The organism is Brevundimonas sp. SL161 (assembly GCF_049896985.1).
In the GTDB taxonomy this organism is placed as follows: Bacteria; Pseudomonadota; Alphaproteobacteria; order Caulobacterales; family Caulobacteraceae; genus Brevundimonas.
In genome coordinates, this window is the sequence record NZ_JAFCVJ010000014.1 from 1 (window position 1) to 16652 (window position 16652).

Sequence of the window (16652 nt, forward strand, 5' to 3'; positions counted from 1 at the left end):
AAGTGCGGCCTGAGCCGCTCCATCTGCTCGTCCGTCAGCCAATAAAGGTCGCTCATATCCAGACTCCTCGCAGAGCCTGAATCAGATCGAGCGCATCACACCAATGGGTCCTGAGCCTAAGCACGACCGGAGATTTGGTCGTCGCCATCCGGAACAGCGAGCCTCTTGGTGTGGATGTCGTCGCCGACCTTCTCCGCGCGATGGGGGACGATTATCGGATGTCGAGTGGCGGCAGAACTTTGGCCGTCCGCGAGATGCGGGCGGGATCACTCCTGATCCATCTGTGGGACGCGGCCCAGTTCGCCTTCGACAGCGCAGCGACGATCGTGACGCTCGTCGAGTTTACGAAGTTGATACGCGGTGCGATCGAGGCGACCAAAAAAGGTCGGTCGGTAGACTCGAAAGGCCGCGGGATGAAGACTGTTCGCGCGCTGATCAAAGCCTCCCGTGAGTCTCACGCCGAGATAGAGATCGATTATGAAGGCCCGAACGAACGCATCCAAGTTCGGCTATCCCGGCTCGACGCAGAGCAGATCACCCTGAGGGAGGTCGACAAACCAGTCCTCAAACGCCTGCCGTCGATTACCGGCTTGTCGGCCCCCCAGTCGCGGATCGACCAAGAGATTGAGGCATTCGCCCGAACCGCAGCCCGGGATGATCGCTTTGTGGATCCACCCCAAGGGGACGGGCTCTTGTCCATAATAGGTACACTCGTTCACGCGCTGCTTGAGCTACCGGGCGGTCGTGACCGCCTACAAGAGATAACACGTCGACTGCGCTCATCGGGGGACGAGACTGCCGCGGTATTCTTGGAGGGTTTCATGGGGAAGCCGCTGGATCGCGGTTAGGCGCTACCCCCTAGTGGGCCTCGTCCCAATTCCCCGCCGCTCTCGCATCTACCACCAGCGGCACCGTCAGGGCCACGGCCGGTTCCCCCGCCCCCTCCATGGTGCGTTTGATCACGGCGATGGCGCGCTCGGCCAGGGCGTCCGGGCATTCGAAGACCAGTTCGTCGTGGACCTGGAGCAGCATCTTCACCTCCGACAGCCCGGCCGCCACCAGGGCCGCGGGCATGCGGATCATGGCGCGGCGGATGATGTCGGCGGCGGCGCCCTGGATCGGGGCGTTGATGGCGGCGCGCTCGCCGAACTGGCGTTCGGCGCCCGACTTGGAATGGATGGCCGGGATGTGGATGCGGCGGCCGAAGACGGTGGAGACGAAGCCCGCCTGGCGGACCTCGGCCTTCGTCGCGTCCATATAGGTGCGGATGCCGGGGAAGCGTTCGAAATAGGTCTTGATATAGGCGCCGGCCTCGCCCTGGTCGATGTTCAGCTGGGCGGCCAGGCCGAAGGCCGAGATGCCGTAGACGATGCCGAAATTGATCGCCTTGGCGCGGCGGCGGGTCTCGGGGTCCATCTGGTCGACGGGGACGCCGAACATCTCGGAGGCCGTGGCCGTGTGGATGTCGATCCCGGCCTTGAAGGCGCGTTTCAGCTCGGGGATGTCGCCGATGTGGGCCAGCAGCCGCAGCTCGATCTGGCTGTAGTCGGCGCTGATCAGGACATGGCCGTCGCGGGCGATGAAGGCCTGGCGGATCTGGCGGCCCGTCTCGGTGCGGATCGGGATGTTCTGCAGGTTGGGATCGCTGGAGGCGAGGCGGCCGGTGGTGGTGGCGGCCAGCTGGTAGGAGGTGTGGACCCGGTCGGTGGCCTCGTCCATGGCCGCGACCAGGGCGTCGGTATAGGTGCCCTTGAGCTTGGACAGCTGGCGCCAGTCGAGGATGGCGCGCGGCAGGGGGTGGGTCTCGGCCAGGGTCTCCAGGGTCGCGGCGCCGGTCTCCCACTGGCCCGAGGCGGTCTTCTTGCCGCCGCTCAGGTTGAGCTCGCCGAACAGCAGCTCGCCGATCTGTTTGGGGCTGCTGATCGCGAAGGGGCGGCCGGCGATCTCGTGGGCCTGGGTCTCCAGCTCGGCCATGCGCAGGCCGAACTCGGACGACAGGCGGCGCAGGCGGGCGGGGTCGACGCGGATGCCCTCCAGCTCCATGTCGGCCAGCACCGGCGGCATGCCGCGCTCCAGGCTCTCATAGACGGTCGCCAGCCCCTCCGCCGCCAGCCGGGGCTTGAGCAGACGCCACAGCCGCAGGGTCACGTCGGCGTCCTCGGCGGCGTAGCAGGTCGCCGGCTTGAGCTCGACGTGCTTGAACGACTTCTGGGCCTTGCCGGTCCCAGCGACCTGTTTGAACGGGATCGGGTCATGCCCCAGATGCAGCCTTGAGAGCTCATCCATCCCGTGCCCGTGCAGCCCGCCCTCGAGGACGTAGCTGATCAGCATGGTGTCATCGATCGGCGCGACCCGGATCCCCCGCCGGGCCATGACCGCCAGGTCGTATTTCCCGTTCTGCACGACCTTGAGGACGGATCGGTCCTCCAGAATGATCTTCATCCGGGCCAGAACAGCGGCCTTGTCCAGCTGATCCAGCGGCGGCCTCGTCTCGATCGCGTCCCCGAAATCCAGCCCGCCCCCGCCCGCCTGCGGCTCGTGTTCATGGGTCAGGGGCACATAGCAGGCGTCGTTCGGCCCGATCGCCAGGCTGATCCCGCACAGGCCTGCGTGGGTCGCCGACAGGGCGTCGGTCTCGGTGTCGAAGCCCACGACCCCCACCTCTGTCGCCCGGGCGATGAAGGCGTCGAGTTCCTCCAGCGTCTGGATGCAACGGTAGGCCTCATGGTCCACCGCGTGTTTCTCGACCCCCTCCGGAATGGCCTGGGGCGCATAGCGGGGCGAGATGACCGGGGCGGTCAGGGGCGCGGGCCGGGCGGGCGCGAAGGCCGACCCGTCGTGTCCCTCAAGCCTGCCGTCGCCGACCCGGCGCAGCAGTCCCCGGAACTCCATCGTCTCCAGGAAGCCGACCAGCGTCGCGGGATCGGGATCGCGGACCTTGAAGTCGTCGATCGCCTCGGGCGCAGGGGCGTCGCAGGTCAGGGTAACCAGCTGGCGGCTGAGCAGGATCTGGTCCCTGAAGTTGATCAGGGTCTCGCGCCGCTTGGGCTGTTTGATCTCCCCGGCCCGCTCCAGAAGCGTGTCGAGGTCGCCGTATTCGTCCAGCAGCTGGGCGGCGGTCTTGGGGCCGATGCCCGGGGCGCCCGGGACGTTGTCGACGCTGTCGCCGATCAGGGCCTGCAGGTCGATCATCTTGTCCGGCGTGACCCCGAACTTCTCCATCACCGCCTCCTCGGCCAGGCGGCGATCCTTCATCGGGTCCCACATGACGACCGAGGGCCCGATCAGCTGCATCAGGTCCTTGTCGGACGAGACGATGACGCACTCGCCGCCGGCGTCGCGCACCTTGCAGGCATAGGTGGCGATCAGGTCGTCCGCCTCGTAGCCCGGCAGTTCGACGCAGTGGACCCCGAACGCCGCCGTCGCCTCTCGCACCAGCGGGAACTGCGGGATCAGGTCCTCGGGCGGGGCCGAACGGTTGGCCTTGTACTGGTCGTAGAGGGTGTTGCGGAAGGTCTTCTCGGAGTGATCGAAGATGGCCGCGAGATGGGTCGGCCCATCGGCGCCCTTCATGTCCTTGAGCAGCTTCCACAGCATGTTGCAGTAGCCCTGCACCGCGCCCACTGGAAGGCCGTCGGACTTGCGCGTCAGGGGCGGCAGGGCGTGGTAGGCGCGAAAGATGTAGGCCGAGGCGTCGATCAGCCACAGCCGGACCGGCGGGCCGTCCTGCGTCAACGGGCGGTCGGTTTCTGGCGCAAGATTGGCATCGGACATGGCGCGAACATAGGCGTCGCGTCGCGGCGCGTCACGCCTTGGCGATCGTCAGATCGGAGAAGCTTCAGCGTCGGACGACCAGGGCGTGGTGGCGATCGAGTTCGCCGGCTTCGCCTTCGTTAACGGCGTCTGGTCCGGCATGGCCGAAGCCTAGAACTCGAGCCAGCTGTCGCCGGGGTCGCGCTCGCCGGGCCGGGCCGACTGCTGGCCCCAGCTGACCATCATCAGCAGCTTGTGGCTGCGGATGCGGTATTCGCCGATCATCGGGCTGACGGCCCCCAGAGGCGCGCCCGTGCGCGCATCATAGACGAAGCCGGAAAACTCGGCGACGCCGACCCGGTCGCGACGGCTGTAGAGGCTGAGCTCGGGAATCGAGACGACGTTCAGGTTCTCGTTGATCGGCAGGGCCAGCGGCGGCAGTCCGACGACCCGGCGCATCTGCTCCAGCGACAGGGCGCCGGCGCGCAGCTCGAATACGGCGTCGGCCTGGGCCTTGTCGTCGGCCAGGGCGAAACCGGCCTCGGACAATGCGGATCGGATGGCCGAAGTCGCATAGGCCGAGCCCTCTCCCTGCATGTAGCGGCTCTCCACGAAGACCCGCGATCCGGGCGGAATCGGCAGACGCAAACCATCGACGGCCTGATCGGCGGCGCGCGCCATCAGCAGCTGTTCCGTCGCCGTCCGGCCCGGGTAGGTCTCCGACGTCGAGGCGCATCCGGCCAGGAGGGCGGCCAGAACGACCGCGACGCCCGGCAGGATTAGACGCACGCCTACCAGGTCCCGATATTGGGCATGGACAGCCACGGCTCGGCGGGCTCCAGCGGCGTCCCTTCCTGCAGCAGTTCGATCGAGATGCCGTCGGGCGAGCGGACGAAGGCCATGTTGCCGTCGCGGGGCGGGCGGTTGATGACCACGCCCGAGTCCATGAGCCGTTGGCAGGTCGCATGGATGTCATCGACCTTGTAGGCGAGGTGGCCGAAATTCCGGCCACCCATATAGACCTCGGGGTCCCAGTTCCAGGTCAGCTCGACCTCGGGCGATCGCTCGGCGGCGGAGCGATCCTTGTCCCTGGGCGCGGCCAGGAAGACGAGGGTGAACCGCCCCTTCTCGTTCTCGAGACGGCGGACCTCCTCGAGGCCCAGCTGGGCGGTCCAGAAATGCAGGGAGGCGTCCAGGTCGGCGACCCGGACCATGGTGTGCAGATAGCGCATGAGATCGCCTCAGGCTGAGAGGGAGGAGGCCCGCCTTCTAGTCGGGAATCGTCAGCTTCCAAAGGCCGGAAAAGCGCTCTAAGCGTGGCGGCTCAACGTCCTTGCACGAATTGTCGCAGGACGCGGCCGTCGGCCAGGGGGCGGGCGGACAGCCAGGGACATTCAGCCGCTTCATGGGATCGCTCACTCGCGCCAACGCGGCGCGCAGCGCCGGCAAGGGCGCCGCCGCCAAACCGAACACCACCAAGGGACAGCAGGTCGGCGACGTCAGTCTCGGCGAACGGCTGAAGTACGGCTTCGACAAATCCATGGCCGGCGGACCGGTCGCCCTGGTCGGCTGGCTCAGCCTGGTGACCCTGGTGGTGATCGTGATCGCCGCGACCATCCTGGCGATCAGCCGGATGGGCCCGGACGGCGGCTTCAACTTCTTCGAGGCCGCCTGGCAGTCGCTGATGCGGACGATGGACGCCGGCACGATGGGCGGCGACTCCGGCTGGCCATTCCGCTTCCTGACCCTGTTCGTGACCCTGATGGGCATCCTGGTCTTCTCGGCCCTGATCTCGATCATCTCGGCGGGCCTGGACGCCAAGATCGACGAGGCCCGCAAGGGCCGCTCGCGCGTCCTCGAAACCGATCACACCATCATCCTGAACTGGTCGGCGTCGATCTTCGACATCATCTCCGAACTGGTCATCGCCAACGAGAGCCGGAAGAACCCGCGCATCGTCATCATGGCCAACAAGGACAAGGTCGAGATGGAGGACGAGATTACGGACAAGGTGTCCGATCGCAAGAACACCCAGATCATCTGCCGCTCGGGCGATCCGACCGACCTGTTCGACCTCTCGATCGTCAATCCCCAGGCCTGCCGTTCGATCATCGTGGTGTCGCCGGAAGGCGCCGAGGATCCCGACAGCCAGGTGATCAAGACGGTCCTGGCCCTGACCAACGATCCCAAGCGCCGCGAGACGCGCTATCAGATCGCCGCCGAACTGCGTGACGCCAAAAACGCCGAGGTCGCCCGCATCGTCGGCGGCGACGAGGTCCAGCTGGTGCTCGCCGACGACCTGATCTCGCGCATCGTGGTCCAGTCCAGCCGCCAGGCCGGCCTCTCGGCCGTCTATTCCGAGCTGCTCGATTTCGACGGCTGCGAAATCTACACGACCGAGCTCGAGGAGCTGACCGGCGTCACCTATGGCGACGCCGTCATGGGTTATGAAGACTCCGCCCTGATCGGCATCCGCTATCCCGACGGCCGGGTGCGGATGAACCCGCCGATGGACGAGATCATCGTCGCCGGCTCGCGCGCGATCATCATCGCCGAGGACGACGCGGCCATCAAACTCACCCCGCTGCCCGAGGACGCCATCGACGCCTCGGCGATCCGCAAGCCCAAGGTGGTGCGTCGCAAGGCTGAACGCACCCTGATCATCGGCTGGAACCGTCGCGGCCCGATGATCGCCTATGAGCTGTCGAAATACGTGCGCCCCGGCTCCACCCTCGTGGTGGCCGGCGACACCCCCGGCTTCGCCGAGGAGATCGCCGCCATGCCGCTCGGGTCGACCAATATGAAGGTCACCTCGAAGACCATCGACACCAGCCACTCTGCCTCGATCGAGGCGCTGGACCCGGTCAGCTACGACTCCATCATGGTGCTGGGCTATTCCGACACCATGGAGGCCCAGTCGGCCGACACCCGGACGCTGATCACCCTGCTGCATCTGCGGAAACTTTCCGAGCGGCTGGGCACCCATATCAGCGTGGTCTCGGAGATGATCGACATCCGCAACCGCGAGCTGGCCGAGGTCACCCGCGCCGACGATTTCGTAGTGTCCAACAAGCTGGTCAGCCTGATGCTGGCCCAGGCGTCCGAGAACGAATACCTCAGCTCGATCTTCGACGACCTGCTGGATGAGGACGGCTCGGAAATCTACATGCGCCCGGTCGGCGACTATGTGGACCTGTCCGGGCCGGTGACCTTCTACACGATCGCCGAGGCCGCCCGTCAGCGCGGCGAGACCGCCATCGGCTATCGCCGCAAGCGCGAGAGCGAGGCCGGCGACGACCGCAACATGGGCGGGGTGGTGGTCAATCCGCCCAAGTCCGAGGCGCTCGACTACCTGCCCGAAGACCGCATCATTGTCCTGGCGGAAGACTGATCGCATCGATCGGGGCGGGGCTGCGACACCCCGCCCCGCTTGGCGCGTCTGGCCAGAGCCTCCACCTGTAGTAAATACCTGTCGCCTAGGAGACCGCCGTTGCCCCTTCTGATGTGCCCCAACGACAATACCCAGATGCAGACGCTGGATCGCAACGGCGTCCAGTTCGACATGTGTCCCAGCTGTCGCGGCGTCTGGCTGGATCGCGGCGAGCTCGAGAAGCTGATGGAGAGCGCCGCTGCCAATGCGGTGGCCTCCGCGCCCCCGCCGCAAGCCCAGGCCTATGCGCCGCCGCCCCAGCAGAGCCAGCCCTGGGGCCAGGCTCCGCAGCAGCCGCAGTATCGCGAACAGCCGCGCTATCGCGACGACGACGACAATCGCTACAAAAAGAAGAAGCGCGACAGCATCTTCGACATCTTCGACTGACGTCGGAGGCCTCCTCCCTCTCGCGCAGCGATGGGGAGGCGTATCCATAGCCTAGCGGAGGAGACGGAGGAGGTGTTGCCGCCACTCAGAACACTTCCGTCAGCTCGCGAAGGGCTCGCTGTCTCCTCCCCACGCCTGCGGCGCCTGGAGGAGACAGATCGGTTCAGGCCGCCAACCCCGCCGCCTTCATCAGGGACTTCAGCGGCGCAAGGCTTTCCGGCGCGGCGGTCAGGGCGGCCCGGGAGTCGGGCGCGCGAAACAGCTTGATCGCCTCGGCCTTGGCCCGGTCTGCGGCCGGTCCCAGCGGCGCGGTCTCGCCGGCGGCGAGGCGCAGCAGGGCCGACAGCTTTTGCTGCACCGGCGCGGTCGCCCGGGCGAGCTGGAGGGTCAGCCGGGCTTCGGCCTCGACCACGCCGCCGACATGGCCGATCGAGGCCATGACCTGTTCGGTGTCGTGCTCCGACAGGGCGGCCGCCATCACCGATCGATTCAGCTGGGCCAGGACTTGAAGCTTCCTGGACGCGGTCGGCCCGTTGAGGCGCATCTCGCTCTCGAAGCGCAGCGAGGTGACGCAGGCGGCCAGCCAGCGCGCCGCTGAACGTTTGTTCGCATTGCCGGTGACGTTCTCGCACAGGCGTGTCAGCTGTTCAGCCTCGCACAGGACGGACTCGCAGGACACGACATAGGCCTGGACGAAGTCGGCGGTGACCAGGCTCTTGGAGCGTTCGGTGAAGGCGGTCTGGACCTCGTCCAGCGTCAGCAGCCGCCCGGCCGTGGCGGTCAGCGACATGGCGAGCGCGCGCAGGATATCGATCTCGCCGGGCGCATCGGCGGGACGCAGGCGGCGCTGTCCCATCAGTTCTCGCAACACCATGCGAGCCAGGGACGCGGCGAGGATCGGGTACTCCCCGGCCTCGATCCGGGCCCCCAGCCGGGCCGCAGGCCCGTCGACAGACGGCATCAGCAACGCGAGGCGCGGATCGTGGCGGATCAGGGCGGCGATCTCGCGCGGGGCGACCATCCGCACCACCGCGGCCAGGCTGCCGCCCTGATCCAGCGCGGGCCCCAGGATTTCCGACAGGTTGGTCCGCGCGCCCAGTTGCTCGCACAGGATCTGTTCGATCGCGACCATCACCATGGCGCGCGGCGCGCCCTCGCCCGGCGCCCGATCGGCCAGGTCCATCAGCCGGTCAAGACGCGGCCGTGCCCCGCGGGCGCCGGCCAGCGCACCGGCGATGACCCCGCCCATGATAAAGGCGCGATCCGACGCACCCGCCAGCTTCTCGGCCACATCGGCCAGCGACCGGTTGGCCAGGTCGGGGAAGGTTCCCTTGCGCCCGGCGGACATCACCCGTTCCATCGCCTGCCCGACGAGCTTCAGATAGTGACGGATCAGCTCATGCGAGGCCTGACCCGTGGCCTGGCTCTCGGGAATGACGACCTTCTGGATCGCGTGCTGGAGTTCGACACCGGACGCCTCGAGCTTTTCGACCATATCCGGCCGGTGCAGAAGCTCGAAGACGGTGATGCCGTTGCGACCGAGCCAGTCCTCCAGCACCCGTCCGATCAGCTCGCGGGCATGCGGTGCGTAGAGGTCCTGCGGGCCCAGGCAGTTCGAGCGCTCTTCGTCGGCGTTGACGAGGCGCTTCTTCGGCGCTTCCGGCACGCCCTTGGTCAGGACGGTGTGGCTGCTGAACTCCATCGTGTCCGGATCCAGCGTCTCCTTGGTGACCCGCACCGCCACGGCGTGCTTGTCCTTCAGAATTTCCTCGGCCGTATCGATGGCGTGCTTGCGCTCTTCGGTCGCCAGCATCAGCGACCACGGCGCGGGCGCCGTCTTGCGGATATAAAGCTCGTAGTGGACAGGTCCGGCCATCGGGTCGCTTTCTGCGGTCTTGGCCGCAGGTTAGGCCCCAAGGCTTTAAGCTCCCGTTTCGCGAACGAAATCTGGCGCTGGGGCGACTGTGGCCGTAAAGTCACCGTGATCGCGGGCGAACGGTAACGCTTGTCGTGCGTTCAAACGCTCCCGACTTCGGTCAGGATCAGACGAGGAGACCTTCATATTGGCCAACATCACCCTGGTGGACGACGACGAGAACATCGTCGCCTCCGTGTCGCTGGCTCTCGAGAGCCACGGTCACAAGGTGGTCGCCTACCACGATGGCGCCACGGGCCTTGAGGCGCTGGAGGCCTCGCCGCCGGATCTGGCCATCCTGGACGTCAAGATGCCCCGGATGGACGGCATGGAGGTGCTGCGTCGCCTGCGCCAGACCAGCCAGATCCCGGTCATCATGCTGACGTCCAAGGACGAGGAGATCGACGAGATCCTCGGTTTCAACCTCGGGGCCGACGACTACATCCACAAGCCGTTCAGCCAGCGCCTTCTGATCGAACGGGTGAAGGCCCTGTTACGCCGCTCGGGCGGCGACGGCGGCGAGCCGGAACCCTCGGCCGAGATTTCAGGCAAGGCCATCCGGCGCGGCAAGCTGGTCATGGACCCGGCGCGGCACGAAAGCACCTGGGACGGTCGGGCGGTCAAGCTGACCGTCACCGAGTTTCTTCTCCTGCAGGCCCTGGCCCAGCGCCCCGGTTTCGTGAAGAGCCGAGACAATCTGATGGACGCCGCCTACGACGATCAGGTCTATGTCGACGACCGCACCATCGACAGCCACGTCAAGCGGATGCGCAAGAAGTTCCGGGTCGTCGATCCCGAGTTCGACGCGATCGAGACCCTGTATGGCGTCGGTTATCGATACCGCGAGAGCTGACGCTTCGGAGCCGTCCGAGGATCTGCCGCCGCGCCCCCGCCTGATCCGCTTCGGCGGGTCGCGGCTCGGCGGACTGATCCTCGCGCTCAACCTTCTGAGCCTGCTGATCCTTTTCGGCGGGGCCCTGGCGCTGAACGAATGGAGCACCGGGCTGATCAAGACGCGGCAGGAATCCCTGCTGGGCCAGGCCGAACTTCTGGCCAAGGTGCTGAGCGACGAGGACTACACCCGCGGCGAGCCGATCCCGGAACTGAACCCGACCCAGTCGGCCAAGGTCCTGATCGACCGGTTCGTGCCGGCGGGCCAGCGCGCCCGCATCTTTGATCGCGATGGCGTCCTGATCGCGGACAGTTTCGACGTGTCCGACACGATCGAGGGGCACCCTCTGCCGCCGGCGCGGCCGGCCGGCACGCCGGCGGCGCCCGACCCCGTCGACGCCAAGGCGGCCGCAAACCTCGAACGGGCCAATGCGGCTCTGGACGAGGAAATCCTTGCGGCTCTGGCGGGCAATCCCCAGGCTGCGGTGCGGCGGTCGGAGAATGGTGACCGGGTGGTGTCCGTCTCCCTGCCGATCCGCCATGTGCAGCAGGTGCTGGGCGTCCTGACGCTGGAGGCCGGAGACGTCGATCAGATCCTGGACGCCCAGCGGCGCGCGCTGGTGCCGTTCGCCCTGGTGGCCCTGGGGGTGAACCTGCTGGCCTCCCTGCTGCTGCACCTGTTCGTGGCCCGCCCTGTCATGCGGCTGTCGGCGGCGGCTGACCAGGTCCGGCTGCAGCGCGCCCGCGCGATCTCCCTGCCGGACCTGGAGGATCGTCGCGACGAGATCGGCGATCTGGCCCGGTCCCTGGAATCGATGACCGACACCCTGTCGACGCGGATGGACGCCATCGAACGGTTCGCCGCCGACGTGGCGCACGAGATCAAGAACCCCCTGACTTCGATCCGCTCGGCGCTGGAAACCCTCGATCTGGTTCAGGACAAGGACAAGCGCGATCGCCTGACCGCCGTGCTGCAACAGGATGTACGGCGGCTGGACCGGTTGATCACCGACATCTCCAATGCCTCGCGCCTGGATGCGGAGCTGTCGCGCGATCGGCCGCGCCCCGTCGATCTGGCGGCCCTCCTGACCGAGATCGTCGGCGTCTACGAAACCACCGGAAAGCCCGGGGAGGCGCCGGTGACGCTGGACCTCGCCGTCGATGCGCCAGCGCGGGTCATGGGGCGCGACGGGCCGCTTAGCCAGGTCTTCCGCAACCTGATCGATAATGCCCGCTCCTTCAGTCCGACAGGCGCCACCGTGCGGATCGCGGTGCGTCGGGACGAGACCGACACCCTCCTGCCCCTGCGGATAGCGGTCGAGGACGATGGTCCGGGCATCCCGCCCGAGAACCTAGAGACGGTGTTCGAGCGGTTCTACACGTCGCGGCCCCGGGGCGCGGCCTTCGGCTCCAACTCCGGCCTCGGCCTGTCCATCGTGCGCCAGATCGTTGAGGCCCACGGCGGCCGGGTCACGGCCACGAACCGGCTGGACGCCTCGGGCGCCGTCAAAGGCGCGCGGTTCGACGTGGCCCTGCCCGCCGTCGGGCGCCGACTGTGAGCCAGCCTGTCCATGCCACCGCCGTCGCGCGGTATGCCTCTGGCGGCTGGCAGGGCGTCCTGCTGCGCGGCCCGTCGGGGGCCGGAAAGAGTGATCTGGCGCTGCGCTTGATCGACGCGGGCTGGCGTCTCGTCGCCGACGACTACGCCGGGGTCTGGGCCTCCGACGGCCGTCTGTTCGCTTCCGCGCCCGAACGTATCGCCGGACGGATCGAGGCGCGGGGCCTGGACGTTCTGGACGCCGCCTTCCGGCCCCTGGCGCGCATCGTCCTGCTGGTCGACTGCGTCCAGACGACGCCGGAACGGCTGCCCGAACCGCAATGGGAGACCCTGGCTGGCGTCCGCCTGCCGCGCCTGATCGTGGATGTCCGCCCGGCTTCGGCGGCTGTGACTCTGGCGCTCGCCATCGACCGGCTTTAATCGCAGATCGGTTTGGCCTATCTAGGCCCGCTGGGGTCGGAGCGGGGGCTTCCGATCCACCGCATAGGGGATACCCAGCGTTGCAGTCGCTTTCATGATCGGCTCGGCATGATCGGCCTGGTGATCGTCACCCACGGCGGACTCGCGTCCGAATTCCTGTCCGCCATGGAGCATGTGGTCGGCCCCCAGCGCGGGGTCGCGGCCATCTGCATCGGGCCCGAGGACGACATGGAACGGCGTCGCCGCGACATCGTCGACGCCGCCGCCGCCGTCGATGACGGATCGGGCGTCATCCTCTTGACCGACATGTTCGGCGGCACGCCCTCGAACCTGGCCATCTCGGTGATGGAACAGACCCACGCCGAGGTCATCGCCGGGCTCAACCTGCCCATGCTGATCAAGCTGGCCAGCGTGCGCGGCCGCGAAACCCTCGAAACCTGCGTGGCCCATGCCCAGGACGCGGGCCGCAAATACATCTCCGTGGCCTCCTGGGTCCTGGCGGGCGAGAAGTAGCTTCCATGGGTCAGACCATGCCGACCGCGAAGGCGACCGCGAACATCTGCAACACGCGCGGCCTGCATGCCCGGGCCTCGGCCAAATTCGTGAAACTGGCCTCCAGCTTCGAGGCCGAGATCCAGGTGACCCGCGACGGCGTCACGGTGGACGCGCGCTCGATCATGGGCCTGCTGATGCTGGGCGCCGGAAACGGTTGTTCGATCGAGATCACGGCCGAGGGTTCAGACGCCCGGGACGCCATCGACGCCCTCAACGACCTGGTCGCCCGCAAGTTCGACGAAGACCAGTAGGGTTCAGTCCCTGCCCTGCTTCGCCCCGATGTGGGCGATGCCCAGCCGCTTCGCGATCCTGACCTGACGATCCCGCTCCAGCGCGGCCTCGCGCTGTTCTTCGGTCCGCGCATCGTGGCACCGCTCGCAGCAGACGCCCTCGACATAGTGGGGCGACGTCCGGCCCCGCGGGCTGACCGGCATCCGGCATCCCCGGCAGAGGGTGTGCGTCCCTTGGGCCAGGGCCTGGCCGACCGCGACCCGCTCGTCGAACACGAAGCATTCGCCCTGCCACAGGCTCTCGGCCTGCGGCACGGTCTCCAGATAGCGCAGGATGCCGCCCTGCAGGTGGACGACATCCGTCACGCCCTCCGCCTTCAGGAAGGCCGTCGACTTTTCGCAGCGGATGCCGCCGGTGCAGTACATGGCCACCTTGGGCGGGCCCCGTCCGTCTTCAGTGCGTCGGTCGAGAAGCGCGCGCCCCTCGGTCTGGAACCACTCGGGGAAATCCCGGAACGACCGCGTGTTCGGCTGCACCGCCCCGACAAAGGCCCCGACCTCGCCCTCATAGTCGTTGCGGGTGTCGATCACGATCGTGTCCGGGTCGGCGATCAGGGCGTTCCAGTCCTCAGGCGCGACATAGGTCCCGGCGTTCACGGCGGGCTCGAGGTCGGGCAGGCCCAGGGTGACGATCTCGGGCTTCACGCGCACCTTCAGCCGATGGAACGGCATCCGCTCGGCGGTGGAGTATTTGACGTCGGTGTCCGCGAAGCCGGGCAGGGCGGTCAGCCCGTCGATGACCCGCGCGACCGCCCCGGCCGGACCCGCGATGGTCCCGTTCACGCCCTCATGCGCCACCAGCAGGGTGCCGCGCACGTCCTCGCCACAGAGATCTTCCAGGAGATCTCGCAGGGCCGCAGGGTCCGCGACGGAGGCGAAGCGGTAAAGGGCCGCGAGGCGGACCGGAGATTGGATCATCGCTTGTGTGTCAATTCTACGGGCTTTCCGCCAGCCACCGGGATCAGTTTTCAGCGGCGAGATTCTGTCGAAGAAATATTTTTATTCGACGTCTTTTTCCAGACGCCGAGCCCCTTGGAACCGATCTCGCGCGCCCTGGTTCGCGGTCCCCTTAGATTCTGTGGACGTCGAGCCGCTGTGGCCCGGCCAACGGAGATTTCCATGACAGACGCTACCAATCCCGGCAATATGCAGGTCTGGGGCCAACGGCGCCAAGCGAATGGCCTGTTCCCCTCTGCCGGCGGCGCGGGCATGCAGCCGCCACTCGGCACTCCCGCCAAGGAGAAGCGTGACCCGGAAAGCCCCTACTACGACCCGTGCGCTCTTGGTGGACCACAATTCCCCGACCGGCTACACTACCTACGCCCACACCTATGACCCCCCGGAGGGTCAGGTGGGTCGCGAGGTCAATCCGCTTGCCCTGCCATGCCCGAACCCCTGATCAAGTTGCACTGCTAACGGTAGCGGGCCTCGGCCTCATGGCTGGGGCATGCGCCGCCCAGACTGCGTCGAGGCCATCAATCGGCCCGCGGGATGAGAATCAAGGCTACGAATACCGCATCCGGGCGGAGAACGAACTTGGCGTGAGCCTGCTGGTGCAGCAGCAGCCAAACTTCAGGTTCAGCGTCGAAATCCGCGCCGGTGGCGGCGCCAAGGTCGTAAATCAGGGTGCATGCGCCGCGCTGGACGGGGTCCTCGCGGATTTTGCCACTTTGCCGCCATTGGCGATGGGGCCATGGTCCTTGAGGAATCTCGGTGAAGACCCGCCGACAAGTCTTCCACCACGGCGGTTTCATACGCCGTGGTGGAATGTCGAATGGTCTGGGGAAGCTCCGGACGGCTCGAAGTCGCGTGTGATCATGGACGGCAACCAAGGTCCGCATAGCGCCTGGCTGGACCAGGTCGCCGTGGCGGTCGCGGCCTGCGAGTAGCGGGCTCGCTGGCTTGCGAGCGTGAACCTGTAACTCTGTACTTCGGGAACCAAGGCCCCGAAAGAATGCTGGTTAGGGCATCGCCAAATATGAGCGCCTGGTGGAGCCGAGGGGAGGCTAATCCCTCCGAACTTCCCAGTGAATACAAGGGCACATTGCACCGCCGCGTAGCAGGGACGGCCTCCGAGTAGCAGTTATGAGTAGCAGGAGTAACCCCATGCTATTAGGATTTGAGAGCCGGTCCCCGGTGATGATGGGATCAACGTGACCGGCCCCTTCTGGTCCTTCGGTCTTACCGGGCGTCCGCTGCCTTCATGGCTGATCCGGGACGTGGCCGAGTCTGAATCGAGGGGTTCGCACCGAGACTGACGCATCATCGCGCTCGATACGCAGTCGCCTCACGCCACAGCTACCGCCGAGAATGCGGCGATCTGTGATGGTCTGAACTTCGGGTCAGCATGTCGCGTGGCTTTGCGCATACCGGCGATCACTTCCGCCTCGTTCTCGGAGATCAATCGACGCTCAAACGCCTCCACCAGGCCGGGCGGAAGGCCTTTCTCGCGAAGGACCTCCTGTTTCAGCCAGAGAGCAAGCAGCACCATGACGTCGATCTTCATCAAGTCCGCAATCTGGGTGATCCTGGCCAATGGGACTGGCGAGCGTCCGGTTCGCCACATGCTGATGACGTTCGGCGACGCTAAGCCAAGGATTGAAGCCGCAGCGTCGTTGGTCAGACCGAGACTGCCCCAGCGCGCATCGATGAACTCCGACATGGGTGAAAGGATCGCACAGCGCGAGACCTCGCGGGGGCGGCCAGCTTGGCTCTGCATGGTGTTTCCTTTCAAGTTCTGTCGGTGGTCGATCGACCACTTCATCGTCACTATATCCTAACTAATACATTGAACTATAGGCATTTTTGTTTATTGGGCTGGCCATGATCGAGGTAACGCATCCTCGCCTTTGTCAGTCCACCTGCACCGCAACTGACCCTCGACCACCGGCGGGAAGCGCTCCCGCTTCTTCGTCCCCGGAGATGGTGTTTCCCGGCCGTCTAAGGTGGGCTGGAGGAGCAAGTCCGCGGTTCTGCAGCATCGGTCAGTCGGATGCTCGAACAGTGCTCCTGACCGACCTTATTGCGTGCGGTCTCAATCGTTGATCCGAGACACGCGAACCGACCATCGAACCTGGGGAGGAACAGAACAAATAGCGAACATGCTCTTGCCAGACGTGGGCCTCTCGAGGCATCTGATCCTCGGGTCGGCAACCTGGAGCTTGAACATGACTGACCGATCCCTCGCCGCCTTGCTGATCGAACTGGATGGCGAGCTGGCGAAGAAGAACGACCCAGATCAGGCGGCGGCGGACATCCTGAGCCAGGTCGAGGCGCGCGCGCCTGGAGCGATCTTGAGGTCGGCGGCCACGCTCCAGCTTCGTAGCCTCGGTTGCTCGGTTGACCCGGCTCGATAGCGTCATGCCGGCCTCAGCGACCGTCGGGTTGTCCGCGAGGACATCGCTCCCGAGTTCGGTGAGCGGATGATCGTTCGGTGCGACAGCCCCGCCTGCG

General features: G+C 66.5%; 16 protein-coding genes. 10 read left to right on the plus strand and 6 right to left on the minus strand.

Annotation, left to right across the window (positions count from 1 at the left end; genetic code table 11):
- Positions 1-134 precede the first annotated feature (134 nt).
- The gene (locus ACP7AU_RS10960) at positions 135-848 is read left to right on the plus strand and encodes a hypothetical protein (protein ID WP_426051428.1); all 714 of its coding nucleotides are present in this window, start codon (positions 135-137) and stop codon (positions 846-848) included.
- A 10-nt stretch (positions 849-858) separates the two neighbouring features.
- Here the strand turns inward: ACP7AU_RS10960 and polA are convergent, their stop codons facing one another.
- The 3 genes from polA to ACP7AU_RS10975 form a co-directional block, all read right to left on the minus strand.
- Entirely contained in the window at positions 859-3774 is a 2916-nt protein-coding gene (polA, locus tag ACP7AU_RS10965) for a DNA polymerase I (RefSeq protein WP_426051429.1), read from the minus strand.
- A 150-nt stretch (positions 3775-3924) separates the two neighbouring features.
- Positions 3925-4542, minus strand: a complete 618-nt coding sequence (locus ACP7AU_RS10970) for a DUF6655 family protein (RefSeq protein ID WP_426038718.1) — start codon at positions 4540-4542, stop codon at positions 3925-3927.
- A 2-nt stretch (positions 4543-4544) separates the two neighbouring features.
- The gene (locus ACP7AU_RS10975; protein ID WP_426051430.1) at positions 4545-4985 is read right to left on the minus strand and encodes a VOC family protein; all 441 of its coding nucleotides are present in this window, start codon (positions 4983-4985) and stop codon (positions 4545-4547) included.
- A gap of 173 nt (positions 4986-5158) precedes the next feature.
- On the opposite strand from ACP7AU_RS10975, the gene ACP7AU_RS10980 reads away from it, so the two are divergent.
- Together ACP7AU_RS10980 and ACP7AU_RS10985 are read left to right on the plus strand one after the other, a co-directional pair.
- Complete coding sequence (locus ACP7AU_RS10980) at positions 5159-7144, plus strand: CASTOR/POLLUX-related putative ion channel (RefSeq protein ID WP_426051431.1); 1986 nt, start codon at positions 5159-5161, stop codon at positions 7142-7144.
- 99 nt (positions 7145-7243) lie between these two features.
- The gene (locus ACP7AU_RS10985; RefSeq protein ID WP_426038715.1) at positions 7244-7570 is read left to right on the plus strand and encodes a zf-TFIIB domain-containing protein; all 327 of its coding nucleotides are present in this window, start codon (positions 7244-7246) and stop codon (positions 7568-7570) included.
- Positions 7571-7733: 163 nt separating this feature from the next.
- Here ACP7AU_RS10985 and ACP7AU_RS10990 read toward each other — a convergent pair whose 3' ends face one another.
- The gene (locus ACP7AU_RS10990; RefSeq protein ID WP_426051432.1) at positions 7734-9446 is read right to left on the minus strand and encodes a hypothetical protein; all 1713 of its coding nucleotides are present in this window, start codon (positions 9444-9446) and stop codon (positions 7734-7736) included.
- A 187-nt stretch (positions 9447-9633) separates the two neighbouring features.
- Here ACP7AU_RS10990 and ACP7AU_RS10995 point away from each other — a divergent pair, with 187 nt between their 5' ends.
- From ACP7AU_RS10995 to ACP7AU_RS11015, 5 genes are all read left to right on the plus strand, one after another.
- A complete protein-coding gene (locus ACP7AU_RS10995) occupies positions 9634-10338 on the plus strand; it encodes a response regulator transcription factor (protein WP_303694605.1) in 705 nt (234 codons plus the stop codon).
- Positions 10307-11935, plus strand: a complete 1629-nt coding sequence (locus tag ACP7AU_RS11000; protein ID WP_426051433.1) for a stimulus-sensing domain-containing protein — start codon at positions 10307-10309, stop codon at positions 11933-11935. The genes ACP7AU_RS10995 and ACP7AU_RS11000 overlap by 32 nt, the downstream gene beginning before the upstream one ends.
- Positions 11932-12354, plus strand: a complete 423-nt coding sequence (locus ACP7AU_RS11005) for an HPr kinase/phosphorylase (RefSeq protein WP_426038712.1) — start codon at positions 11932-11934, stop codon at positions 12352-12354. Before ACP7AU_RS11000 ends, ACP7AU_RS11005 begins: the two co-directional genes overlap by 4 nt.
- Positions 12355-12462: 108 nt before the next feature.
- The gene (locus tag ACP7AU_RS11010; RefSeq protein ID WP_271084494.1) at positions 12463-12867 is read left to right on the plus strand and encodes a PTS sugar transporter subunit IIA; all 405 of its coding nucleotides are present in this window, start codon (positions 12463-12465) and stop codon (positions 12865-12867) included.
- Positions 12868-12872: 5 nt separating this feature from the next.
- The gene (locus ACP7AU_RS11015; RefSeq protein ID WP_426038711.1) at positions 12873-13160 is read left to right on the plus strand and encodes an HPr family phosphocarrier protein; all 288 of its coding nucleotides are present in this window, start codon (positions 12873-12875) and stop codon (positions 13158-13160) included.
- A gap of 3 nt (positions 13161-13163) precedes the next feature.
- Here ACP7AU_RS11015 and ACP7AU_RS11020 read toward each other — a convergent pair whose 3' ends face one another.
- The gene (locus ACP7AU_RS11020; RefSeq protein ID WP_426051434.1) at positions 13164-14117 is read right to left on the minus strand and encodes a rhodanese-related sulfurtransferase; all 954 of its coding nucleotides are present in this window, start codon (positions 14115-14117) and stop codon (positions 13164-13166) included.
- Positions 14118-14740: 623 nt separating this feature from the next.
- Here ACP7AU_RS11020 and ACP7AU_RS11025 point away from each other — a divergent pair.
- Positions 14741-15088 (plus strand): hypothetical protein, encoded by a 348-nt coding sequence (locus tag ACP7AU_RS11025; RefSeq protein WP_426038709.1) that lies wholly within the window; start codon positions 14741-14743, stop codon positions 15086-15088.
- 398 nt (positions 15089-15486) lie between these two features.
- Here the strand turns inward: ACP7AU_RS11025 and ACP7AU_RS11030 are convergent, their stop codons facing one another.
- Complete coding sequence (locus ACP7AU_RS11030; RefSeq protein WP_426051435.1) at positions 15487-15963, minus strand: hypothetical protein; 477 nt, start codon at positions 15961-15963, stop codon at positions 15487-15489.
- A 403-nt stretch (positions 15964-16366) separates the two neighbouring features.
- Here ACP7AU_RS11030 and ACP7AU_RS11035 point away from each other — a divergent pair, with 403 nt between their 5' ends.
- On the plus strand, positions 16367-16555 hold the full coding sequence (locus ACP7AU_RS11035; RefSeq protein ID WP_426051436.1) for a hypothetical protein: 189 nt from the start codon (positions 16367-16369) through the stop codon (positions 16553-16555).
- Positions 16556-16652 lie beyond the last annotated feature (97 nt).

Excerpts from the sequence above, each read along its gene's own strand:
- polA (WP_426051429.1), bottom strand. The coding sequence starts at position 3,774 with ATGTCCGATGCCAATCTTGCGCCAGAAACCGACCGCCCGTTGACGCAG.
- ACP7AU_RS10975 (WP_426051430.1), bottom strand. The coding sequence starts at position 4,985 with ATGCGCTATCTGCACACCATGGTCCGGGTCGCCGACCTGGACGCCTCC.
- ACP7AU_RS10980 (WP_426051431.1), top strand. The coding sequence starts at position 5,159 with ATGGGATCGCTCACTCGCGCCAACGCGGCGCGCAGCGCCGGCAAGGGC.
- ACP7AU_RS10990 (WP_426051432.1), bottom strand. The coding sequence starts at position 9,446 with ATGGCCGGACCTGTCCACTACGAGCTTTATATCCGCAAGACGGCGCCC.
- ACP7AU_RS11000 (WP_426051433.1), top strand. The coding sequence starts at position 10,307 with ATGGCGTCGGTTATCGATACCGCGAGAGCTGACGCTTCGGAGCCGTCC.
- ACP7AU_RS11010 (WP_271084494.1), top strand. The coding sequence starts at position 12,463 with ATGATCGGCCTGGTGATCGTCACCCACGGCGGACTCGCGTCCGAATTC.
- ACP7AU_RS11015 (WP_426038711.1), top strand. The coding sequence starts at position 12,873 with ATGGGTCAGACCATGCCGACCGCGAAGGCGACCGCGAACATCTGCAAC.
- ACP7AU_RS11020 (WP_426051434.1), bottom strand. The coding sequence starts at position 14,117 with ATGATCCAATCTCCGGTCCGCCTCGCGGCCCTTTACCGCTTCGCCTCC.
- ACP7AU_RS11030 (WP_426051435.1), bottom strand. The coding sequence starts at position 15,963 with ATGAAGTGGTCGATCGACCACCGACAGAACTTGAAAGGAAACACCATG.
- ACP7AU_RS11035 (WP_426051436.1), top strand. The coding sequence starts at position 16,367 with ATGACTGACCGATCCCTCGCCGCCTTGCTGATCGAACTGGATGGCGAG.